This window comes from Piscibacillus salipiscarius JCM 13188, assembly GCF_001311865.1.
Lineage (GTDB): Bacteria > Bacillota > Bacilli > Bacillales > Alkalibacillaceae > Piscibacillus > Piscibacillus salipiscarius.
The window spans coordinates 66203-90632 of the sequence record NZ_BBCD01000013.1; the positions used below are offsets into that span (position 1 = coordinate 66203).

The 24430-nt window shown below is 38.1% G+C and carries 15 protein-coding genes, 13 pseudogenes and 2 other annotated features; all 28 genes and pseudogenes read right to left on the reverse strand.

Annotated elements, in window-relative coordinates; translation table 11 throughout:
* Window positions 1-9: 9 nt before the first annotated feature.
* Window positions 10-3563, reverse strand: a pseudogene (rpoB, locus tag JCM13188_RS10245) (DNA-directed RNA polymerase subunit beta).
* 356 nt (window positions 3564-3919) lie between these two features.
* Entirely contained in the window at window positions 3920-4540 is a 621-nt protein-coding gene (locus tag JCM13188_RS10250) for a class I SAM-dependent methyltransferase (RefSeq protein ID WP_054753897.1), read from the reverse strand.
* A 98-nt stretch (window positions 4541-4638) separates the two neighbouring features.
* A pseudogene (gene rplL / locus JCM13188_RS10255) lies at window positions 4639-5003 on the reverse strand (50S ribosomal protein L7/L12).
* Between the two features lie 48 nt (window positions 5004-5051).
* Window positions 5052-5550: pseudogene (gene rplJ / locus JCM13188_RS10260) on the reverse strand (50S ribosomal protein L10).
* Between the two features lie 47 nt (window positions 5551-5597).
* Window positions 5598-5751 (reverse strand) — a sequence feature (ribosomal protein L10 leader region).
* 52 nt (window positions 5752-5803) lie between these two features.
* Window positions 5804-6495: pseudogene (gene rplA, locus JCM13188_RS10265) on the reverse strand (50S ribosomal protein L1).
* A 243-nt stretch (window positions 6496-6738) separates the two neighbouring features.
* Complete coding sequence (gene rplK / locus JCM13188_RS10270; protein WP_054753900.1) at window positions 6739-7164, reverse strand: 50S ribosomal protein L11; 426 nt, start codon at window positions 7162-7164, stop codon at window positions 6739-6741.
* 142 nt (window positions 7165-7306) lie between these two features.
* Window positions 7307-7842, reverse strand: a pseudogene (gene nusG / locus JCM13188_RS10275) (transcription termination/antitermination protein NusG).
* A gap of 152 nt (window positions 7843-7994) precedes the next feature.
* Window positions 7995-8162, reverse strand: a complete 168-nt coding sequence (gene secE / locus JCM13188_RS10280; protein ID WP_054753902.1) for a preprotein translocase subunit SecE — start codon at window positions 8160-8162, stop codon at window positions 7995-7997.
* 35 nt (window positions 8163-8197) lie between these two features.
* The gene (rpmG, locus tag JCM13188_RS10285; protein ID WP_054753904.1) at window positions 8198-8344 is read right to left on the reverse strand and encodes a 50S ribosomal protein L33; all 147 of its coding nucleotides are present in this window, start codon (window positions 8342-8344) and stop codon (window positions 8198-8200) included.
* 66 nt (window positions 8345-8410) lie between these two features.
* Window positions 8411-9061, reverse strand: coding sequence for an RNA polymerase sporulation sigma factor SigH (sigH, locus tag JCM13188_RS10290; RefSeq protein ID WP_377330241.1), 651 nt, complete (start codon window positions 9059-9061; stop codon window positions 8411-8413).
* 80 nt (window positions 9062-9141) lie between these two features.
* Window positions 9142-9652: pseudogene (locus tag JCM13188_RS10295) on the reverse strand (NYN domain-containing protein).
* A 4-nt stretch (window positions 9653-9656) separates the two neighbouring features.
* Window positions 9657-10393, reverse strand: a pseudogene (rlmB, locus tag JCM13188_RS10300) (23S rRNA (guanosine(2251)-2'-O)-methyltransferase RlmB).
* Between the two features lies 1 nt (window position 10394).
* Entirely contained in the window at window positions 10395-10796 is a 402-nt protein-coding gene (locus tag JCM13188_RS10305) for a Mini-ribonuclease 3 (RefSeq protein WP_054753908.1), read from the reverse strand.
* A complete protein-coding gene (locus JCM13188_RS20905) occupies window positions 10793-11128 on the reverse strand; it encodes a DALR domain-containing protein (RefSeq protein WP_369404948.1) in 336 nt (111 codons plus the stop codon). Before JCM13188_RS20905 ends, JCM13188_RS10305 begins: the two co-directional genes overlap by 4 nt.
* Before the next feature lie 73 nt (window positions 11129-11201).
* Window positions 11202-11770, reverse strand: a pseudogene (locus JCM13188_RS20910) (class I tRNA ligase family protein).
* Complete coding sequence (locus JCM13188_RS20915; protein ID WP_369404949.1) at window positions 11661-12191, reverse strand: class I tRNA ligase family protein; 531 nt, start codon at window positions 12189-12191, stop codon at window positions 11661-11663. The pseudogene JCM13188_RS20910 and the gene JCM13188_RS20915 overlap by 110 nt, the downstream one beginning before the upstream one ends.
* Window positions 12172-12855 (reverse strand): serine O-acetyltransferase, encoded by a 684-nt coding sequence (gene cysE, locus JCM13188_RS10315; protein WP_054753910.1) that lies wholly within the window; start codon window positions 12853-12855, stop codon window positions 12172-12174. The genes JCM13188_RS20915 and cysE overlap by 20 nt, the downstream gene beginning before the upstream one ends.
* A 75-nt stretch (window positions 12856-12930) precedes the next feature.
* Window positions 12931-13144: a binding site (T-box leader), on the reverse strand.
* Between the two features lie 38 nt (window positions 13145-13182).
* Window positions 13183-13800 carry a glutamate--tRNA ligase family protein gene (locus JCM13188_RS20920; protein ID WP_369404950.1) on the reverse strand — a complete coding sequence of 206 codons (618 nt, stop codon included), beginning with the start codon at window positions 13798-13800 and terminating at the stop codon, window positions 13183-13185.
* Window positions 13692-14656: pseudogene (gene gltX / locus JCM13188_RS10320) on the reverse strand (glutamate--tRNA ligase). The gene JCM13188_RS20920 and the pseudogene gltX overlap by 109 nt, the downstream one beginning before the upstream one ends.
* A 48-nt stretch (window positions 14657-14704) precedes the next feature.
* A complete protein-coding gene (gene ispF, locus JCM13188_RS10325) occupies window positions 14705-15184 on the reverse strand; it encodes a 2-C-methyl-D-erythritol 2,4-cyclodiphosphate synthase (protein WP_054753912.1) in 480 nt (159 codons plus the stop codon).
* A gap of 33 nt (window positions 15185-15217) precedes the next feature.
* Window positions 15218-15883, reverse strand: a complete 666-nt coding sequence (gene ispD, locus JCM13188_RS10330; RefSeq protein WP_054753914.1) for a 2-C-methyl-D-erythritol 4-phosphate cytidylyltransferase — start codon at window positions 15881-15883, stop codon at window positions 15218-15220.
* Window positions 15884-15980: 97 nt separating this feature from the next.
* Window positions 15981-17071 (reverse strand): annotated as a pseudogene (locus tag JCM13188_RS10335) (PIN/TRAM domain-containing protein).
* A gap of 194 nt (window positions 17072-17265) precedes the next feature.
* The gene (gene radA, locus JCM13188_RS10340; RefSeq protein ID WP_054753916.1) at window positions 17266-18582 is read right to left on the reverse strand and encodes a DNA repair protein RadA; all 1317 of its coding nucleotides are present in this window, start codon (window positions 18580-18582) and stop codon (window positions 17266-17268) included.
* A 173-nt stretch (window positions 18583-18755) separates the two neighbouring features.
* A pseudogene (clpC, locus tag JCM13188_RS10345) lies at window positions 18756-21205 on the reverse strand (ATP-dependent protease ATP-binding subunit ClpC).
* 19 nt (window positions 21206-21224) lie between these two features.
* Window positions 21225-22288: pseudogene (gene mcsB, locus JCM13188_RS10350) on the reverse strand (protein-arginine kinase McsB).
* Entirely contained in the window at window positions 22288-22824 is a 537-nt protein-coding gene (gene mcsA, locus JCM13188_RS10355) for a protein-arginine kinase activator protein McsA (RefSeq protein ID WP_054753918.1), read from the reverse strand. The pseudogene mcsB and the gene mcsA overlap by 1 nt, the downstream one beginning before the upstream one ends.
* A gap of 21 nt (window positions 22825-22845) precedes the next feature.
* Window positions 22846-23306: pseudogene (locus JCM13188_RS10360) on the reverse strand (CtsR family transcriptional regulator).
* 200 nt (window positions 23307-23506) lie between these two features.
* Entirely contained in the window at window positions 23507-24199 is a 693-nt protein-coding gene (locus JCM13188_RS10365) for an MgtC/SapB family protein (protein WP_054753921.1), read from the reverse strand.
* Window positions 24200-24430 lie beyond the last annotated feature (231 nt).

The window sequence follows — 24430 nt, forward strand, 5'->3', positions numbered from 1 at the left end:
TTTTAACCGTTATTTCTCACTTACATTTTGATCTTCTGTTGATTCCATCGAAACATTTAATTCTTCAGATTGATCTTCATCTTCTAAATCGCGCATATCGATTTCATCACGTTCAGAAGTCAACATTTTAACGTCCATACCAAGACTTTGAAGTTCCTTAATAAGTACTCGGAACGATTCTGGAACACCTGGTTCAGGCAGGTTTTCACCTTTAACGATCGCTTCATACGTTTTCACACGGCCTACAACATCATCTGATTTAACCGTTAAGATTTCTTGTAACGTATAAGCTGCACCATATGCTTCAAGTGCCCAAACTTCCATCTCACCAAAACGCTGACCACCAAATTGCGCTTTACCACCAAGTGGTTGCTGTGTAACAAGTGAGTATGGTCCTGTAGAACGTGCGTGTAATTTATCATCAACCATGTGTTCTAGTTTGATCATATACATAACACCAACAGACACACGATTATCAAATGCACTACCTGTACGACCATCGTATAGTACTGTCTTACCATCTCTAGCTAAGCCAGCTTCAAGAACAGTTTCCCAAACATCTTCTTCTGTTGCCCCATCAAAAACTGGAGAAGCAACACGGATTCCCATTTCTCTTGCTGCCATACCTAGGTGTAATTCCAATACCTGACCAATGTTCATACGCGAAGGTACACCGAGCGGGTTTAACATGACATCAACTGGCGTTCCATCTGGTAAGTAAGGCATATCTTCTTCAGGTAAAATTCTTGAGATAACACCTTTGTTACCGTGACGACCAGCCATTTTATCCCCTTCGGAAATTTTACGCTTCTGTACGATGTAAACACGTACTAATTTATTAACACCAGGTGATAATTCATCACCATCTTCACGGTTAAAGGTTTTAACATCTAATACGATGCCCCCGCCGCCGTGAGGTACTCTTAATGATGTATCTCTTACTTCACGAGCTTTTTCACCAAAGATCGCATGTAATAGACGTTCTTCTGCTGAAAGCTCTGTCATACCTTTAGGTGTTACTTTACCAACTAATAAATCACCATCAGTAACTTCTGCACCAACTCGTATAATTCCATTTTCATCTAAGTTTTTAAGTGCATCTTCACCAACATTAGGAATGTCGCGTGTGATTTCTTCAGGTCCTAATTTCGTATCACGAGCTTCCGTTTCAAAGTCTTCAATATGAATCGAAGTGAAGACATCATCTTTCACCATACGTTCACTCATGATGACGGCATCCTCATAGTTGTAACCATCCCATGTCATAAACGCTACAAGCGCGTTCTGACCTAAGGCAAGCTCACCTTTGTCCATAGATGGACCATCAGCAAGAATCTCACCTTCAGAAACACGATCACCTTTAGAGATGATTGGAGTTTGGTTGTAACACGTACCTTGGTTGGAACGAACAAATTTTGCAAGGCGATATTTATCAAGGTCACCTTCAACTTCTTTTCCGTCCACTTCAGAAATTCGTCTAATATGAATTTCTTTAGCTTCAACCTTTTCAACAATACCTGCATGTTTCGCAACTACGGCTGCGCCTGAGTCTTTACCTGATACATATTCCATACCAGTTCCAACGTATGGAGCATCTGGCCTGATTAAAGGTACTGCCTGACGCTGCATGTTTGCACCCATTAAAGCACGGTTTGAGTCATCGTTCTCTAAGAATGGAATACAAGCTGTTGCAGCAGACACAACCTGTTTAGGTGATACGTCCATATAATCGATCTGTTCACGTGGAACAGCAGTGTTTTCACCACGGAAACGAGCGATGACTTCTTCATCTACAAATGAACCATCGTCATTTAATTTAGCGTTAGCCTGAGCAACGATGTAATTATCTTCTTCATCAGCAGTTAAGTAATCAACGTGCTCTGTTACTTTCCCAGTCTCTGGGTCAACACGGCGGTAAGGTGTTTCAATAAACCGAACTCATTTACTTTTGCATAAGATGATAATGAGTTAATTAACCCGATGTTTGGACCTTCTGGTGTTTCAATTGGACACATACGTCCATAGTGAGAATAGTGAACATCACGCACTTCAAAACCTGCGCGTTCACGAGTTAAACCACCAGGACCTAATGCAGATAAACGACGTTTGTGAGTTAACTCAGCTAATGGATTTGTTTGATACATAAACTGAGATAACTGAGAGCTACCAAAGAACTCTTTAATAGACGCAATTACTGGTCTAATGTTGATTAATTGTTGTGGCGTGATCGAATCTGTGTCTTGAATTGACATACGTTCACGAACCACACGCTCCATTCGAGATAAACCGATTCTGAATTGGTTTTGTAATAACTCACCAACAGAACGTAAACGACGGTTTCCTAAATGGTCAATGTCATCAGTATTACCAATCGTGTGTAATAGGTTAAAGAAATAACTGATAGATGCTATAATATCAGCTGGAGTAATGTTCTTAACCTGATCACTTACATTACCATTGCTAATGACATTAAGTGTTTTTTCCCCTTCAGGATCAGTTGGGTCTACTATCTTTATGGATTGGATTTTAATCGGATCTTCTAAAACCCCATCTTGCGGCTCTAGAATTTTCTCACCAACTGCATCCTCTTCCATTTCAAAATAAGGCATGATTTTATCTAATAGGCGGCGATTTAACTTATCGCCTTTTCTTGCAATCACTTCACCTGTTTCTTCGTCCGCGATTGTCTCAGCTAATGTCTGATTTAATAAGCGGTTCTTAAAATGAAGCTTCTTGTTCATTTTGTAACGACCAACACGAGCTAAGTCGTAACGTTTCGGATCAAAGAAACGTGAATATAATAAGCTACGAGCATTGTCAGCTGTAGGGGGTTCACCCGGTCTTAAACGCTCATATATTTCAATTAAAGCTTTTTCGCTGTCTTCGGTATTATCTTTTTCTAATGTATTGCGTAAGAACTCATTGTCTCCAATAAGATCAAGAATTTCATCATCTGAGCTAAATCCTAATGCTCTTAGCAACACTGTTAATGGTAGTTTACGAGTACGGTCAATTCTGACGTGAACAACATCTTTAGCATCCGTCTCGAATTCTAGCCATGCGCCGCGGTTCGGTATAACCGTTGCAGTATGACCTCTTTTACCATTCTTATCAACTTTATCGTTGAAATAAACACTTGGCGAACGAACAAGCTGTGATACGATAACACGTTCGGCACCATTAATAATGAAAGTACCGGTATCTGTCATTAATGGGAAGTCACCCATAAAGACTTCTTGTTCTTTCACTTCACCTGTCTCTTTATTTAAGAGGCGGACTTTAACGCGTAAAGGAGCGTTATACGTCACGTCGCGTTCCTTCGCTTCATCTACAGGATACTTTGGTTCACCTAAGCTATAATCCACAAACTCTAGTGATAAGTTTCCTGTGAAATCCTCAATTGGTGAAATGTCTTCAAACATTTCTTTCAAACCGTCTCTTAAAAACCACTCGTAAGATTTGGTTTGAATTTCGATTAGATTAGGCAGATCGTGCACTTCACTAATCCTAGCATAACTTCTACGTTGGCGGTGTCGACCATATTGAACTAGTTGACCTGTCAACTGCTTCACCCCTCAAACAACCAGATTTAATAGAGACTTAGTGAAAAAGATTCACTAAGGACAAACAAAACGGTCCGACAAAAAGGCATGCCGAACATTGCCTGATCCACTTAAAAGTTTTTCAAGCATTATTTATATTAACATTCGTCATAAAACGAATGTTTGTTATAATGATTTTTAATAATGAGTTGTTCATCTTTACTTTTTCCAGAATGAATACCCCATTTAATAGTAAAATTAAGACTCTATACATTTATCGGTCAAAAGTATCGAAAATATACGTTTTGTTTACTATTTGATTTCTTTTTATAAAAATCCTTGACAAACAAACGTATATATTGGCATTTTTAATATTATCACACGGGTATATCCGAGTCAAATCTTATGGCACGCAATATATAATACCCTTTATTCTTAACGACTACCTCAACATTTCCAAACAATGTCTCGATTTTGTCTTTTAATGATGGAGCACCTTGTTTTTTCTGTACGACCACCCATAATTCCCCTTCATTTTCTAAGAGGTTATAACTGTCATCCATCATTTGATGAACAACTTTCTTACCTGCACGAAACGGTGGATTTGTAATGACTGCCCCAAAGGTTTGATTAGCAACTGCTTCAATCCCGTCACTTTGCAATACTTCAGCTTGTTTTACATCATTTATTTCACAATTCTTTTTGGCTAACTCAACAGCTCTTTCATTTATATCAACCATGACAACTCGTCGATTAGGGTAACGCTTTGCCAATGTGATCCCAATTGGTCCGTAACCACAACCCAAATCAAGAATAGAGCCTTGGTTCCCTTTTAAATCTACATGCTCAATTAATGTTTTTGTACCAAAATCAACTTGCTTTTTGGAGAATACACCTTCGTCTGTAAGGAAGTTTAATGTGATGGAACTAAGAGTTGCTTGGAATTGTGAAGGGTTTCTTTTACTTGTAGGATTTTTTGAATAATAATGATCGTTCATAAATGCCACCTCTTTACAGTGTAAAGACCACTATAGAAAATAAGGTTTAAATAAACATAAGCTCGCTGAATGGAACAGCGAGCTTTATGAATGTGATACTATTTTAATTCGATTTTAGCGCCAACTTCTTCAAGCTTAGCTTCATTTCTTCAGCTTCTTCTTTAGCTACTGCTTCTTTAATTGTTCCAGGAGCGCCATCTACTAGCTCTTTAGCGTCTTTTAGGCCAAGACCAGTGATTTCACGTACTGCTTTAACAACTTTAATCTTAGATGCACCTGCTTCTTCAAGTACAACGTCGAATTCAGTTTTCTCTTCAGCAGCTTCGCCACCTGCAGCAGCACCCGCAGCCGCAACTGGTGCAGCAGCTGTTACGCCAAACTCTTCCTCAATAGCTTTTACTAAGTCATTTAATTCTAATACTGACATTTCTTTAATAGCATCAATAATTTGCTCTTTAGTCATGATAAGTTCCTCCTTAAAGTATTTTTGTTTTTATCCGACTATGACGCCTTAAGCGCCTTCTTCTTCTTTTTGTTCTGCAACTGCTTTGGTAACATAAGCGAAGTCGCGAACTGGTGCTTGTAGTACGCTGAGTAACATAGATACAAGTCCTTCGTATGAAGGTAGTTCTGCAAGTTCCTTGATTTGATCAAGTGTTGCTACCTGACCTTCAATAACGCCACCCTTAATTTCTAGGGCTTCGTGTTCCTTAGCGAATTGTCCTATAACCTTCGCTGGAGCAACTGCATCTTCCTCGCAAGTTGCAATAGCTGTTGGGCCTACTAGTAATTCGTTAAGACCTTCAAAACCTGCTTTTCAGTTGCGAAGCGAGTCATTGTGTTTTGTAAACTTTAAAGTCAACACCTGCTTCACGTAGTTGTTTACGAAGTTCAGTCACTTCTTCAACATCTAAACCGCGATAGTCAACAAGAACTGTAGTTTTGCTGTTTTGTAGTTTTTCTGCAATTTGATCGACTTGCTGTTTTTTCAGTTCAAGTACATTGCTCATCGTTCCACCTCCTAGTCGTTGGTTTCCGATCATACCGTGCGGTGTTTTCGCTCAAAAAAATACCTCCATGTAGACATGGAGGCATCAATATCATAATCGTACACACTTGTACGCATCATTTCAATCTAGCACACCTCGGCAGGAATTCTTTTAAGCAGATATATCTGCTCCTACTGTCTACGGTATAACGTCATTCATTTAATTTTCAACAAACGCAATTATATATAACTTTTAAAAGTTTGTCAACTAATTATTATAGATAAGATGAAACGTCTACTTTAACGCCAGGTCCCATAGTTGAAGCCACAGAAACGTTTTCATATAAGTTCCTTTAGATGATTGTGGTTTAGCTTTTACAATGGTTTCAGTTAAAGCATCAAAGTTTTCAACTAACTTTTGATCATCGAAAGAAACTTTACCGATAGGTACATGAATGTTTCCAGCTTTATCTACACGATACTCAACTTTACCTGCTTTGATGTCTTGAACAGCTTTTTCAATCTCGAAAGTAACTGTTCCTGTTTTAGGGTTCGGCATTAAACCTTTTGGTCCTAATACACGACCTAATTTACCAACTTGCGCCATCATATCTGGAGTGGCTACAACAACATCAAATTCAAACCATCCTTGGTTGATTTTGTTGATGTACTCTTCATCTCCAACATAATCTGCACCAGCTGCTTCCGCTTCTTTAGCTTTTTCACCTTTAGCGAATACTAAAACGCGTTGAGTTTTACCTGTACCGTGTGGTAAAACCATCGCTCCACGGATTTGTTGGTCTGCTTTCTTAGGGTCTACACCTAAACGAAAAGCAGCTTCTACTGTTTCATCAAAGTTTGCTGTTGAAGCTTTTTTCACTAGTTCAATAGCTTCATTAGCATTATAAGCTTTGTTGCGGTCAACAAGCTTTAATGCTTCTTGATACTTTTTACCTTTCTTTGGCATGATAAATCCTCCTCATTGTGGTTTTAACGGTTTGACCTCCCACTAAAGAAAACTCGCATGTCACGAGCCTTTAGGCGAAGACAGAGGCGTAGTTACAATCCAAATAAGATGTTTTGCTGCAATCACTACGACGAGCTCGCCTCTATTTCTACTTTGAACGACTTTCAAAGTTATACTAAAAATAAGCGTAATAAAGGTTGCGAATTACTTCGCAACCCCTTTCCGCCATATCTCAATACGGGATTAGTCTTCTACGACAATACCCATGCTGCGCGCAGTACCTTCTACCATGCGCATTGCTGCATCAACATCAGCAGCGTTTAAATCAGGCATTTTAGTTTCAGCGATTTCGCGAACTTGATCGCGTTTAATCGTTGCAACTTTGTTACGGTTAGGCTCACCTGAACCTGATTCAATACCAGCTGCTTTCTTAAGTAACACAGCAGCAGGTGGGGTTTTCGTTACGAATGTAAATGAACGGTCTTCATAAACCGAAATTTCAACCGGAATAATTGTACCTGCTTGATCTTGTGTTTTTGCGTTAAACTCTTTACAGAATCCCATGATGTTGATTCCAGCTTGACCTAATGCAGGACCAACTGGTGGCGCTGGGTTCGCTTTACCAGCAGGAATTTGAAGTTTAACAACATTAATTACTTTTTTAGCCACGAGACACACCTCCTTAAAGTCCGTGATGTGGTAAATGGGGTTCATTCCCCTCCCACTCAATATTTCTATGCATGTATCTTATTCAGACCATAAGAAACATAAAAATTCTAGCATATATTGATTGATGTTGGCAAGGGTTATCCTATAATTTTTCTATTTGGGTGAAGTCTAATTCTACCGGAGTTTCTCTTCCAAACATATTAACATGAACCTTTACCTTCTGTTTATCCATATCAATGTTTTCAATGGTACCAGTAAAGTTAGCAAACGGCCCATCCGTTACACGCACGGATTCTTTTAGATCAAACTCAAAATCTTTCACTTCATCTTTAACACCCATACGTTTCAAGACTCGGTCCGCTTCATCAGGCAGAAGTGGTGTTGGCTTCGCACCAGAACCAGTAGACCCGACAAACCCAGTCACACCAGGTGTGTTACGTACAACAAACCAAGAATCATCCGTCATAACCATCTCCGTTAGGACATAGCCGGGGGAATACTTTTTTCATCGCTGTTTTACGTTTTGCCGTTTTTAACTTCTGTTTCTTCCTCTTCAGGAACGATGACTCTGAAAATTTTATCTTCCATCCCCATCGTCTCAATTCGTTTTTCAAGGTTAAGTTTTACTCTGTTTTCATAACCAGAGTAAGTATGAACCACATACCAATTTTTCTCCATAATATTAGGTTTAAAACCTTCCCTCCTCATCTAATCGATTATACAAAGCAGGTATAGCCGAATTTTAGGTAAATTAAAAAACCCGACTAAACGCGGGTTTTGTCTCTTCATTCATTATATCACAAATACATTTTATATAATCAATTTAATCATTACAACATTTCTAGTACTTGAGAAATTCCTAAATCTACAACCGTAAAGAAAACAGCTACAAATAAGACTGTAAGAAGAACGATGACCGTATATTTTGATAACTCATTGCTTTTAGGCCAACTAACCTTCTGCATTTCTCGGTTTACATCTTTTAAGAATTTAAACACTGCATGTCCCCCTCTTAAACACCTGAGCAATTGATCTATTTTGTTTCACGATGCAATGTATGCTCGCCGCATCTCTTGCAATACTTTTTAACTTCAATACGTTCTGCACTTTGTTGTTTTTTATCTGTAGTATAGTTTCTACCATTACACACCGTGCATGCTAGCACAACTTTCTTTCGCATGACAATCCTCTTCCTTTTTATCACTTTGTTTAATGTACCATGTTCAAAATGGGGTGTCAATGGCATTTAATAGGTGAGCTCGCTAACGGATAAGTGGCGCTCAAGTTTACGTTTCACGCGTTGAAGGGCATTATCAATGGACTTAACATGACGATTTAACTGTAATGAAATCTCCTGATAAGATTGTCCATCTAAATATAAGTGTAAAACTTCTCTTTCTAATTCGCTTAGCAACTCTTCCATTTTATCTTCCATGTCGACGAACTTCTCGCGATTAACTAATAGTTTCTCAGGATCTGACGTATCATGCTCAGCAATGACATCTAACAAGGTTCGATCTGATTCTTCATCATAAATAGGCTTGTCCAATGAGACATAAGAATTCAAAGGAATATGCTTTTGCCTTGTGGCTGTTTTAATTGCCGTAATAATTTGCCTAGTCACACAGAGTTCAGCAAAGGCTTTAAACGATGATAATTTTTCAGACTGAAAATCACGAATGGCTTTATACAGACCAATCATGCCCTCTTGCACAATATCCTCACGGTCTGCACCAATTAAAAAATATGTACGCGCTTTAGCCCTTACAAAACTTCGGTATTTGTTTATTAAGTAATCAAGTGCTTGTACATTTCCTTCATGGACAAACTCAACGACTTCCTCGTCATCTAAATCCGTCCAATCTATTTGATTCTTCGTCTCTTCATTGATGACCACACAGATCCCCCCCAGAGCTGAACACTACAATATACAGTCATTATACAGGAATTGTGAATTTTCAGTCAACTACTATTTTACTATTTACCACCGCGTCGCCATTTCTCAAAGTATTTAAGTACATCTTCACTGAGAGGAATTTTAGATTTAGGTTGCAGCGTCAAATGCTCTTCTACACTTTCTTGAATCTCAGAATGAATTTCTCTAACTTCTAATAACAGTTCTCTGGCGGATTTCCTAAGTGCCCCTTTAGAGAAAATCGTCCATTGTTCAGCAAAATCAGAAGTTGCAACATACACTTTCGTCTGAACGTTTTTTAACTTCATTAACTAGTTTTTCAATCCGTTCATCAGCTGTTTCGTTCTCTTTTGTAAATATCACGTCAAGACGGTGTTCTTTTCTCTTTTTCTCTGTCCCTTTTACACCATATGCATCGAAAACGACAATGACGCGATATCCAGTGTAGGCTTGATACTCCGCTAACATTTCAATTAGCCTATTTCTTGCTTCTTCTAGTTGAAATTCTTTTAAAACTTTTAACTCAGGCCAGTCACCAATCATGTTATAACCGTCAACCACTAGAACAATCATGGTATCACCCTAGCGGAAAACGATTTCTATAAACTTCATACATCAACAAACTAGCCGATACAGATGCATTTAAAGATGTGACATGACCTTTCATAGGTAAGCGCACTAACCAGTCGCAGTTTTTAAGTACCAGACGGCTAATCCCCTTTCCTTCGCTACCAACTACAACCGCTAATGGCAAATCATAATCTAACTCACGAAAATCCTGTTTTCCTTTTGCATCTGTCCCAACTACCCATATTCCTTCTTCTTTAAGTCGTTCAATCGTTTGGTTCATGTTCGTAACTCTAGCTACTGGAATATATTCAATAGCACCAGTTGATGCCTTAGCCACTGTTTGGGTTAACTGAACAGATCTACGCTTAGGGATTACAATACCGTGCGCTCCAACAGCATCAGCAGTTCTCATAATAGATCCTAAGTTTCTAGGGTCTTCTAATTCATCTAACAAGATTAAAAAAGGAGCTTCATCTTTTTTCTGGCATTTTCTAATAAATCGTCAATCTCAGCATATTCATAAGCCGCAACTGAAGCCACTACTCCTTGGTGATGTTCAGCAATTTGGTCTAATTTGTGTTTTGGAACTTTTTGTACTAGTACACCCTGCTGTTTTGCCGATTTGACAATTTGAGATTGCACACGACCTTCCATGGATTCTAGCATTAAAATTTTATTAATAGGTCTTCCTGATTTCAACGCTTCGATGACCGGGTTTTTCCCCATAATCCATTCTTCATTCATACTAAGCTCTCCTTTCTTCTAAATCTTGTATCGCTTGAGTGACGAGATAACCTAATCGCTCATCATCTTCTTTTAAATACAAATACCCAACTAATGCTTCAAACGCTGTACTCAATCGGTAAGTTTGTCCATCCGTACTTTTAGGAGTGTTAGACTTAGCATTTCTGCCTCGTCTAACAACACCTTGTTCCTCATCTGATAATAAAGCCTCATCAAGCCAGCCTTTAAGCACATAAGCCTGAGCATCAGCAGAAACAAACGACACGGCATGTTCATGTAACACTTGCGGCTTCACTTCTCCTTGCCTAATCAAGTATTCACGAACATACTGCTCATACACGGCATCTCCCATATACGCTAAAGCTAAGCTCTTCATCTGTTTAACATCATGTGTGCTGGTCATGATCGTTTCCATCTCGTTCCCTGTGGAGTGTCTTCAAGAATAATTCCTTTATCTTTTAATTCATCACGAATTTTGTCTGCTCTAGCAAAATCACGATCTTTCCTAGCTTGAATTCGTTCTTCAATTAGCGCCTCTATATCGCTATCTAATAGCTCGATTTCTTCTAGAGAAATGCCAAGAACCGTCGTTAATTCATCAAATAGATCTGTAAATGCATCAATAATAGTCGTAGACGTTTGATCTTGCTGAATATAGATATTAGCCTCTTTTGCTAACTCAAACAGTACAGAAATGGCATTTGCTGTATTAAAATCATCATTCATTTCATTCATAAAACGTTGTTTTAATTCATCTAATTTGGATTGCCATACTGAGTTATCATCAGTTAAGTTTAAGCTCGCGGTTTTACGATGGGCTAAGTTTTGATAGGCCGTTTTTTATACGATTAAAACTATTCTTTGCTTCTGCTAACAATTCATCACTGAAATTAATTGGGTTTCGGTAATGGACACTAAGCATAAAGAACCTTACAACATTAGGGTCATGTTTTTCTACTAAATCATGAACAAGAATAAAGTTCCCCAGTGATTTAGACATCTTTTCATTATCAATCTGAATATAACCATTATGCATCCAGTAGTTCGCAAACGTTGTATCATTATGGCATTCTGATTGTGCAATTCATTTTCATGATGTGGAAATGCTAAATCTTGACCACCAGCATGAATATCGATCGTCTCACCTAAGTACTTGCGCGCCATAGCTGAGCACTCTATATGCCAACCAGGTCGACCTTTTCCCCATGGACTTTCCCATGAAATTTCACCTGTCTTTGCTTCTTTCCATAATGTGAAATCTAATGGATCATCTTTTTTTCTCGCCGACTTGAATTCTAGCACCAGAGCGGAGTTCATCAATTGATTGATGAGATAACTTTCCGTACTCATCAAAGGACCTTGTTCGGAAGTAAACATCTCCGTCCGCTTCATAAGCAAAATCCTTTTCAATGAGCTCTTCAATAAATGAAATAATATCATCCATCGTCTCGGTTACCCTCGGATGATGCACTGCTTCTTTGACGTTTAATTTAGATACATCTTCTTTATAAGCTTTAATAAATCGGTCTGCAATGTCTGGCACTTCTTCATTCAATTCATTTGCTGCTTTAATTAATTTATCGTCCACATCTGTAAAGTTAAGAACATATTCAACTTCGTATCCGCTATATTCTAAAAAACGTCTTACTGTATCAAATACAATCGCTGGACGTGCATTTCCAACATGAATGTAGTTATAGACGGTCGGCCCACACACGTACATTTTTACCTTGTTTTCCTCGATCGTTTTAAACGTCTCTTTTTGCCTTGTCAGTGTATTATAGAGCTTGATCGTCATCTTCTTTTGACACTCCTCTCACATCACTTAATTCTTTTTGAAGCTGAGCAATTCGAGCTTCTAGCATGTCGCATTTTTCCGCAACTGGATCCGGCAGCTTATGGTGATTCAGGTCTTTTCGTTCTTTTTTAACTCTTACACCATTTTGCACAACGACTTGCCCTGGGATTCCAACGACAGTAGAATTATCCGGGACATCCTTTAGCACAACTGAACCAGCACCTACCTTCGCCCATTCACCTAATGTGATTGAACCTAACACTTTAGCTCCAGCTGCAACTAATACATTATCTTTAAGTGTCGGGTGGCGTTTACCACCTTCTTTACCTGTTCCTCCGAGCGTGACCCCTTGGTATATCGTACAATTATCTCCAATTTCACACGTTTCACCTATGACGACTCCCATACCGTGGTCTATAAAGAATCGTCTGCCAATCCTGGCTCCGGGGTGAATCTCGATTCCTGTTAAGAATCGACTAAACTGTGAAATGACTCTTGCAATAAAATATAATTTACGTTTGTGAAACGCATGTGCGACGCGGTGTGCCCAAACAGCGTGTACACCAGAGTACGTTAACATGACTTCAAGGCGATTACGAGCTGCCGGGTCTTGACCGAACACCACATCAACATCTTCTTTTAGTAATTTAAGGAACTTAAACATTAAGATTCCCTCCCTTGCTGATTAAATCAAGACCATTCATCTAATAATAAAAAAGCGTCTCCGTCTATCTACATAGACAGAGACGCTTTGTGCGCGGTCCCACTCTGTTTAGAGGTGTTAAAACCTCTCACTTAAAGTTCGTAACGAGAACCAATCGCTTCACCTTACTTAATGTTCGGGTGAAGGCTCAGAGGTGCATTTCGAAAACTTGCTTAAAAGCTGCTCTCAGCCATGCAGCTCTCTCTGTGATTAAGCAAAGATCTCTACTTTTCCTCATCAGTGCTTTAAACTATATATATTTCTATTATATACGAATCCCCTAATATGTTACGAATGATTTAACTCGCCAACGATTTTATTCAGACGATTCATAACTGTTCGTTGACCTAATAAATGAATGGCATTCGGCAATTCAGGACCGTGCTGCTGACCAGTTACAGCGACACGAATTGGCATAAATAACTTCTTACCTTTAACGCCTGTTGTTTTTTGCGTAGCCTTGATAGCCGCTTTAATATTCTCAGGGGTAAATTCTTCCATTTGCCCAACTTCAATTTGAAAATGGCTAAGCATGTTAGGAACATGTTCTTGTTGTAGCACTTCCATTTCGCTCACACCATAGTCAATTTCCTCTTTAAAGAACAGCTCTGTTAACTCCACAATTTCAGCTCCGTAATTAAGCTGATCTTTATATAAAGCGATTAATTCTTCAACCCACTTGCGGTCTTCACCGCTTACGTTTTCATCCACTTTTTCCGCTTCAATCAAATGGGGTAACGCTAAGTCAATCACACGCTCTAAAGAACTTGACTTAATGTACTGGTTATTCATCCATTTTAATTTACCTGTATCAAAAACAGCTGGAGATGTTGAAAGACGTTCCGGGTCAAAGATGTCGATGAATTCATCCTTCGTAAACAACTCTTCTTCACCTTTGGCGACCAACCTAGAAGCGTAATAAAGTTAAATAACGCTTCTGGTAGATAACCTAAATCAGCATACTGTTCGATAAACTGAATGATCGACTCATCACGTTTACTTAGTTTTTGCGTTGGTTGTTTACAATTAATGTCATATGCGCAAACGTCGGCACGTCCCAATCAAATGCACGGTAGATCATCATTTGTTTCGGTGTATTTGAAATATGATCTTCACCACGCAAAATATGTGTAATCGCCATTAGATGGTCATCAACTGCAACTGCGAAATTATACGTTGGTGTACCATCCTTTTTCATAATGACCCAATCACCGAAGTCGCTTGATTCAAACGTAATTTCACCTTTTACAATATCATTAAACGTATACGATTCATTATCAGGTACACGAAAGCGAATAGAAGGTTTGCGTCCTTCATCTTCAAATTGTTTAATTTGTGCATCTGTTAAATCACGGTGAGCACCTGAATACATCGGAACTTGTCCCTTTGCTCGTTGCTCTTCACGTTCAGCTTCTAATTCTTCTTCTGTCATATAACATTTATAAGCTAAACCGCGATCTAATAGCTCATGGGCATATTTTTTATAAATATCTAAACGTTCCATCTGACGATAAGGGCCATGGTTACCACCAACATCTACGCTTTCATCCCAATCAATACCTAGCCATTTTAAGTATTTTAACTGGCTTAGGTCTCCACCTTCTACATTTCGTTTTTGGTCTGTATCTTCAATTCGAATCACGAATTCACCATTAGTACTTCTTGCAAATAAGTAATTAAATAATGCTGTTCTGGCATTCCCAATGTGCAAATGTCCTGTTGGGCTTGGCGCATAACGTACGCGTACTTTTTGTTCAGCCATTGTTAAGCTCCTTTCCACTTACTTTCATCGTTTATTATTGTACACAAATTACTCTTTGTGTTGTATTAATATGGTTGCTTGAGCTGCAACCCCTTCTTTACGACCTGTAAAACCTAACTTCTCTGTCGTAGTCGCTTTAACATTAACTTGCGATACATCAGCGTTTAATAAACTTGCGACCACTTCTTTAATTTCCTCTATGTGCGGAGCCATTTTAGGTGCTTGAGCAATCACAGTGCAATCAATATTCCCGAGTGTATATCCTCGCTCTTCCACCTTCTGCCATACTTCTTTTAATAGCTCTTTTGAATCAAAGTCTTTAAACTTAGGATCGGTATCAGGAAAATGTTTGCCAATATCCCCTTCCCCAATAGCCCCAAGCGCTGCATCAGCAATTGTATGTAATAACACATCAGCATCGGAGTGACCTAGCAATCCCTTCTCATAAGGAATTTCAACTCCACCAATGATGCATGGACGTCCTTCTACTAACTGGTGTACATCAAACCCTTGTCCAATTCTGAACACCGAAAGCGCCTCCTTAAGAATGATCTAACCCATTTATTTTAGCATATTTTCTGCTTTTTGTATATCCTCAGGATTAGTAATTTTAAAATTTTGATAAGAGCCTTCTACATAAGATGGTGATTGATTTAAAAACTCTAATAACGCAACATCATCTGTTGCGTATAATTGGTGCTCATAGGCATAATCATGGACTCGCTTAAGTAAATCATATTTAAATGCTTGTGGCGTTTGCGCTGCCACTAACTCATCACGTTTTAACGTCTCTACATACCCGTCTTTAATTTGTTTAATCGTATCTGTTACGGGGACGCCTAAAAATGCTGCGTCACTTTCCTCTGTCTCAATGTATAAACGATGTAACTCATCGTGAGAGATAAAAGGTCTTGCCCCATCATGGATGAACGTGATTAAGTTTTGCTCTAATTGATTGACGCCTTGACGAACACTATCTTGACGCTCTTTACCACCTGGAATAACACTTTTAACCTTATCGTATTGTGAAGCAAGTTGCTTCATTAATTTAAGTTCACTTGGATGTGCCACTAGATAGATGGAGTCACACCATGCATCCGATTCAAAAACATCGACCGTTCGTTCGATAATTGTCTTACCGCCGATTTCTAATAATTGCTTGTTTTTACCCGCCTTCATCCTTCGTCCTTGACCAGCTGCGAGTACAATAACTTGATATAATGGCATGATAATTCTCCCTATAAAACTGTATAATAAAATGAAAGGTTGATACTCTTGATCATCTTATCACATCAAGATGTACCAACCTTTATTTTACTCTGAACTATTGCGCCTTCTCAAGTGCCTTTGGCTTAGCAAAAATCATTCTGCCTGCGGATGTTTGTAAAACACTGGTCACAATGACATCAATTGTATCACCGATAAAGTTTTTACCGTCTTCTACAACGATCATAGTCCCATCATCTAAATAGGCAACTCCTTGTTTTTCTTCCTTGCCTGCCTTAATGACTTGAACATCCATTTCTTCACCAGGTAATACAATCGGTTTAACGGCATTCGCTAAGTCATTAATATTTAAAACTGTAACATTTTGAAACTCTGAAACTTTATTTAAATTGTAGTCATTCGTAACTAAAACACCGTCTAAAATCTTGGTTAATTTAACTAGTTTACTATCCACTTCACTTATATCCTCAAAATCACCTTCGTAGATTTGGACATCTACTAAAGAATCCTTTTGAAGACGGTTTAAGATATCCAACCCTCGACGACCTCTGTTCCTTTTTAATACATCAGATGAATCCGCAATGTGCTGTAATTCTTCTAATACAAAATGAGGAATAATAATCGTACCTTCAAGGAACTTTGTGTCACATATATCTGCAATCCGTCCATCAATAATGACACTCGTATCTAAAATTTTAGGTCTAATTGAAGTCTCAGCTTCATTTAAACCTTCAACTTCTTTAGTCTTTTGATCCCTTTTCGGTACACTGATTAAATTAATGAATTCATTACGTCGTTTAAAACCAACTTGAAATCCTAGGTAACCTAGAACAATCGTTACAAACATCGGTAACACTTCAGCAACAACCGTAATACGGATATCTTGTAAATAAATGTTTACTAGAAATGCTATGATCAAGCCGACAATTAGACCTAAACTACCAAACAATAAGTCTGCAACTGGAGCTTTAACTAGCTTCTCTTCCGTCACCTTTAAAAAGTCTACAATATAATCCACTAGCCAATAAGAAATAATAAAAATATAATTGCACCTAGCGTCATACCGACATATGGATACAACCACTCGGGCTCACCGACGTTCCAAATCTGCAATAAATCAGGGAAATATAAGTAACCAACCGTACCGCCGGCAATTACAAAAAATAACTGCAAAATTCTTTTCAGCAACTTTTTCACCTCCTAAATCTAGCTTTACCAATTTTACCTTAAACCATAACCTTCGATATTCGCTTTAGTAAATTTTAACACGCACTTACCTTACCGTCAAAAATAAATAATTTTATAGTTTAACACCAAAATCACTTTATGTCAATTGTGTTACAAATAAGAATGATTATAAATATCCATATTTTAGTCAAAATTTATTCTAAGCCAGCCTTTAGTGCACCTTGAACCGAATCAACACCAACCAATTCTATTCCATTAGGTGCAGTAAACCCATTTAGATTTTTATTGGGTAAAATAATACGTTTAAATCCTAACTTACTTGCTTCTTGAACGCGCTGATCAATTCTAGAAACTCGCCTAACTTCCCCGGTTAAACCAACTTCACCTATAAAGACATCTTCTGGCCTTGTCGGTTGATCTCGGAAACTGGAAGCAATACTTACAGACACTGCTAAATCAATAGCGGGTTCATCCAATTTTACACCTCCCGCTACTTTCACATAAGCATCCTGATTCTGCAAAAGCAGTCCAGCACGCTTTTCTAATACAGCCATTAACAACGGAACGCGGTTATGATCTAAACCTGTTGCCATTCGTCTTGAGTTACCAAACTGCGTTGGAGAAATTAACGCTTGAATTTCAACTAACATCGGGCGAGTACCCTCCATAGAAGCCACAACGGTGGACCCAGCAACTCCCTGAGAGCGTTCTTCAAGGAAAATCTCAGAAGGGTTACTCACTTCAACTAACCCTTCTTCTTTCATTTCAAAGATCCCCATCTCATGTGTACTACCAAAACGGTTCTTAACACTTCGGACGATTCTAAACGTATGATGACGCTCACCCTCAAAATATAACACCGAATCTACCATGTGCTCTAAAAGGCGCGGCCCAGCAATTGATCCCTCTTTAGTGACGTGACCGACAATAAAAATAGGAATACCTTTTGTCTTTGCTAGTTTCATCAATGTTCCTGTACACTCTCTTACTTGAGATACGGAACCAGGTGCTGATGTTACCCCTTCGTGATAAATCGTTTGAATCGAGTCGATCACAACAAAAGACGGATTCATTTCTTCAACAGAATCGATTATGTCATCTATATTAGTCTCAGCCATAATATATAACTCATCTTCACTAATATTTAGACGGTCAGCTCTTAATTTAGTTTGTTTTTCAGATTCCTCACCTGAAATATATAACACTTGTAAAGACTTTGCTGCTAACTGTGAAGAAACTTGAAGTAGCAAAGTTGATTTACCAATACCCGGATCTCCTCCAATTAAAACTAATGACCCCGGTACAATTCCCCCACCTAACACACGGTTAAATTCTTCCATCTTTGTTTCAATTCTTTGCTCTTCCTGTGAAGTAATTTTATTAATCGCACTTGGCTTGCGTTTTCTCTCTGAACTTACACTACCTAAACTATGTTTGCTTTGTCCTTTGTTAGGACGAATTTTCTCTTCCACCATTGTATTCCACTGGTGACAAGCAGGGCATTTCCCCATCCATTTTGGTGACTCATAACCGCACTCCTGGCAAAAGATTGTTTTGTTTTAGCCATGCTACTCTCTCTCCTTTGATGATATTTATGTAAATTGCATATTATATTTACTGGTTGGACAATTACTAAAATTAAAAATAAGCAGCCGGCGAATACACCGGCTGCGTTCAGTTTAATCTAAGTGGTTTCTAATTCTTTTACCGAAGACACATAGAATTCGCCATCGTCATTCACATCAATTTCAACTGTTTGACCTGTCTTTACATTACCCTTTAATAGCTCTTCTGACAAGAAGTCTTCAACATTTTTCTGAATGGATCTGCGAAGTGGACGAGCACCATACTCAAGATCCATACCCTCATCAGCTATTTTTTCAATGGCTTCTTCAGATAATGTGAATGAAATTTCGTTATCTCTTAAGCGATCTTGTAATTGCTTAACCATGAGACGAACGATTTCTTTAATATGCTTCTCTTCGAGTGAGTGGAAGACAATCGTTTCATCAATACGGTTTAAGAATTCCGGGCGGAACGCTTTCTTAAGCTCTTCCATGATCTTAGATTTCATTTCTTTATAATCTTTTTGCTCACTATCCATCGTGAAACCAACATATTTCTGGCGACGAAGTTCATGTGCACCAACGTTTGATGTCATAATTAACACGGTATTTCTAAAGTCTACGACACGACCTTTAGAATCTGTTAAACGACCATCTTCAAGAACTTGAAGTAAAATATTAAAGACATCAGGGTGCGCCTTTTCGATCTCATCAAGTAAGATCACTGAATAAGGCTTCGTACGTACTTTTTCTGTTAACTGGCCGCCTTCATCATATCCAACATAACCTGGAGGTGAACCTACTAGTCGTGAAGTCGAATGTTTTTCCATGTACTCAGACATGTCAATACGAATCATCGCATCTTCATCACCGAACATAGCACCAGCTAAAGCTCGCGCAAGCTCTGTCTTACCTACACCTGTTGGACCTAAGAAGATAAATGAACCGATTGGTCGTTTAGGGTCTTTAAGCCCAGCACGAGCGCGGCGAATAGCTTTTGATACAGCTTTAACCGCTTCATCTTGACCAATAACACGGTCATGTAATGTGTCTTCTAAGTTTAACAGACGTTCCGTTTCATCTTTAGCCAATTTAGAAACAGGGACTCCAGTCCAAGTTGATACGACATGTGTGATATCGTCAATCGTGACTTCTGAGTTTTCTTGACCTTGCTTTTCTTTCCACTGATCTTTTGTTTTTTCAAGCTCATCTTTTAGCTTTTGTTCTTTATCCCGTAACGATGCTGCTTTTTCAAATTCTTGACTTTGTACAGCTGCATCTTTTTCTTTCTTAACTTCTTCTAGTTTTTGTTCTAACTCTTTTAGATTTGGCGGTGCAGTATAACTACGAAGGCGTACACGTGATGCCGCTTCATCAATAAGATCGATTGCCTTATCTGGTAAGAAACGGTCTGTAATATAGCGATCAGATAAACGCACAGCTGCATCAATCGCTTCATTCGAAATGGTCACTCTGTGGTGAGCCTCATAACGGTCCCGTAAACCTTCTAAAATGCTGACGGATTCTTCAGACGTCGGTTCATCCACTTGAATTGGTTGGAAACGACGTTCTAATGCAGCATCTTTTTCAATATATTTACGATATTCTTCTAACGTTGTAGCGCCGATACATTGTAAGTCTCCACGTGCTAGCGCTGGCTTTAGAATGTTTGATGCATCAATGGCACCTTCTGCACCACCCGCGCCAATTAGCGTGTGAAGTTCATCAATAAATAAATAATGTTACGAGCCTGGCGAATTTCTTCCATTACCTTTTTCAAGCGGTCTTCAAATTCACCACGATATTTCGTACCAGCAACTACCGTACCCATATCTAAAGTCATAACACGTTTATCACGTAAAATCTCAGGAATTTCGTTATTAACAATTTGTTGCGCTAATCCTTCTGCAATCGCCGTCTTACCAACACCAGGTTCACCAATTAACACGGGGTTGTTCTTGCGGCGGCGGCTTAACACTTGAATAACACGCTCAATTTCTTTGCTACGTCCGATGACAGGGTCAATGCCACCATCACGAGCAACAACTGTTAAATCTCTTGCTAATGAGTCTAAAGTTGGCGTGTGCGCATTATTTGATTGCTTTTGACCTCCACGTTGGCTTGAAGTTGATTCATTACTACCTAGAAGCTGTAGAACCTGTTGGCGCGCTTTATTTAAGCTTACACCTAAATTATTAAATACTCGCGCTGCAACACCTTCTCCTTCTCGTATTAAACCAAGTAAAATATGCTCAGTTCCTACATAGGAATGACTTAGCTTACGGGCTTCATCCATTGATAATTCGATCACTTTCTTCGCGCGAGGTGTATAGTGAATGGTCTGAGACGTGTTTTGTCCTCTTCCGATTAATTGTTCCACTTCTTGCTGAATTTGATCTGCTGTTACATTTAATGACTGCAACGCTTTAGCCGCAATTCCTTCGCCTTCTTTTATTAAACCAAGAAGAATGTGTTCTGTTCCAATATTGTTATGCCCTAAACGAATGGCTTCTTCTTGTGATAATGCTAATACTTTTTGTGCTCGTTCAGTAAATCTACCAAACATCATTGAACATGACCTCCTTTAATTATTTTTCCAATTGCAATCTTTCTCTGATTAAATTAGCACGGAATACATCGCGCTCATTTGGTGATAATGTTTATTCGCATATTGCTGCAAGAAAGCAGGTTGTGTTAAAACCATTAACTCATTGAGAATCGTTTTAGAAACATCTTTAATTAATCCTAAATCAATTCCTAAGCGAACATCAGATAAGCATTTTGCTGCCTCTTTGGATTGTATGATTCGGCTGTTCGCTAAAATTCCATATGATCTAAAAATTCTATCCTCTAACTGTATACCCAACTGCTCCATAATCCATTCACGAGCACGTCTTTCATTTTCAATAACTTGCTTCACAACGCTTTTTAGATCTTCAACGATATCTTCTTCAGATTTTCCTAGCGTCATTTGATTAGAAATCTGATATAACTGTCCTTGAGCTTCACTTCCTTCTCCGTAAATACCTCGAACAACTAAACCTAACTTATTAATTTCAGGAATCAAGTTGTTAATCTGATTTGTCATCGCTAAGGCTGGAAGGTGCATCATAACAGATGCGCGGAGCCCTGTACCGGCATTAGTCGGGCAACTCGTTAAATATCCACGATTTTCATCAAATGCAAAACGAATCTTCTCTTCAAACCAGTCATCTAATTCTTGTGCTTTATTTAACGCTTCACTTAACTCAAATCCCGGATAGTATAACTGAATTCTTAAATGATCTTCTTCATTAATCATAATAGATGCTTGCTCACTCTTAGAAATAAGCGCAGCACCTGTTTCATCTTTTTCAGCTAAACTAGGACTAATTAAATGTTTTTCAACAAGGACCCTTTTCTCAACAGGTTTTAAATCTTTCATCTTGACTAATTGAAGCTGCTTAAAGTCTTTATAAGATTGTTGGTCAAATTCCTGCTGCATATACTCTAAAACTTTGGATAGTGCTTCTTGGTCCCCACTTGTTGGGAACGAGACCTGTTCAAAGTTCCGGGCTAACCTTATTCGACTACTTAACACGATATCATTATCTAAACCTTCAGTATTCATCCAAGGACTGATAGCATCATTGATAAAGTTTTGTAATGACATTATGCATCACCGTCCTGATTCTCTTGTAGCTCTTCTTTCAATTTACGAATTTGATCACGAACTTGTGCGGCATCCTCAAACGCCTCATCATTAATAAGTTGTTGTAATTTTGCTTGTAACTGTTCTAATTCTCGTTGTTTATGCAAATTACCTCCAACACGTTTTGGGATTTTTCCGACATGTTTCGTGTTTCCACTATGAACTCTTCTAAAGATCGGGTTTAAGTAAGCTTCGAACGCATGATAACAATTGCTACAGCCAAATTTTCCCCGTTTTCGAAATTGTTGATAGGTCGTTCCACAACGGTCGCAAGCTAGTTGATGTTTTGGGCTCACAGATTGTTGCTGATTTACATTTTGATCAAAAGGAAACATGCTTGTTAATAATTGATGAATAGACATATTGTCGTTAGAAAAATCCATATAACCTTCTTGTTCAGCACACTGTTCACATAGGTGGATTTCTGTCTTTTGGCCATTCAAAACTTGGGTATAATGAACAGTCGCTTCATTTTCTTGGCAGCGTTGACATTTCATTGTCCACCCTCCTCTTATATATCATGAATTTTTTAAAGTCATTAAAAGTTCTTTAAAAATCTTAGCTCTTAACTGATCTCGCATCGGTAATGGAATTGATAATATATCGCGATGCATAATCTTACTCATTAACCTTTGTTCGCGATCTGAGATCAACCCCTCCTCATATAACCGAACGGTATAGTCTAGACTTGCTTGTTGGGTTAACTGATTACCTGTTAACAACATCAGTTCATCCAGTAACTCTGATTTGGACTTTGGCCTAATTCGCATAATGCGAATATATCCTCCACCCCCACGTTTACTCTCTACGATATACCCTTTTTCAACAGTAAAACGTGTATTAATTACATAATTTATTTGAGATGGCACACATTCGAAACGATCCGCAATTTCGCTTCGCTTAATCTCAATGACATCACTATTGCTTGATTGAATTACCTTTTTAAATAGGTTTCAATAATATCCGAAATGTTTCGCAATCGCCCATCCCTCCATCAACATTAGTTAAAGAATAGTCAATTAGACAATTTGACTTTGACTATCTTTGACTATACTTTATTATACTCATATTTTATTTTGTTGCAAACTAAAAAGCTTACTCTACTTTATAAATTTTTCCACTTAACTATTATTTCTAAACAAACTAAAAAAGCCTTTGTACCATAAAGGCACAAAAGCATTATTTTTCGTAAACGTAAGTGACATGATCTAACTTACTTACTTCATCTAATATATCGTTTCTATCAAAATCTTGGTTTTTCTCAAGTTCAATGTAAATATTTCGTTGGTCTGAGCTTTCACTTTCAATTTCTAAACGTTTGATTACTAAAGAGTATTCATCAAAGATATTTAACACCTTAGCAATATGAACTTCATTACTAGCTATTAAATGTATGAAATTATCAGATTTACTTTTAGTAAAAAGCTTCTCCCAAGAATTTAAGAAAATTAAACTTAAAAGAACGACGGTTGTAACAAGTATGGCTAAAGAATACATTCCAGCTCCTATCACAAGTCCAATCCCGGCAACTGTCCATATTGAAGCAGCTGTCGTTAAACCTCTAATCGTCATTCCATGCACCATAATTGTTCCTGCACCTAAGAAACCAATACCGCTGATAACATAAGAAGGAATTCTTGCAGGATCAAAACGAATATTGTCATAATGATCTATAAAAGCTTCAAAACCATATAAAGATAACAACATCATTAAACAAGAACCAACACCAACTAATATATGAGTTCTAAAACCAGCTGAGTGCTTTTTTAATTCTCTTTCAAAGCCAATCAGCCCACATAATATTGTAGCTAGAAGAATGCGTACTAACATCACATCAAAATCATGTCCTAAGTACTGATTAATATATTCCATATAACCCTCCCTTTCTATCTATATAATTTTTATATTATGAACGATTTTTAAGATTAATGTTAATAATTATACCAAACACTTATTGGTTAGCATAGACAAGGACATTTTGGGCCTTTTATTCTATAGAATCTATTTATACCCTATACCATATAAAATGTAATTCTTATGCTTAATGACTAAAATTTTAAATGCATTAAAAAACCAAGAAGTAACTTGACTTCTTGGTTTAGG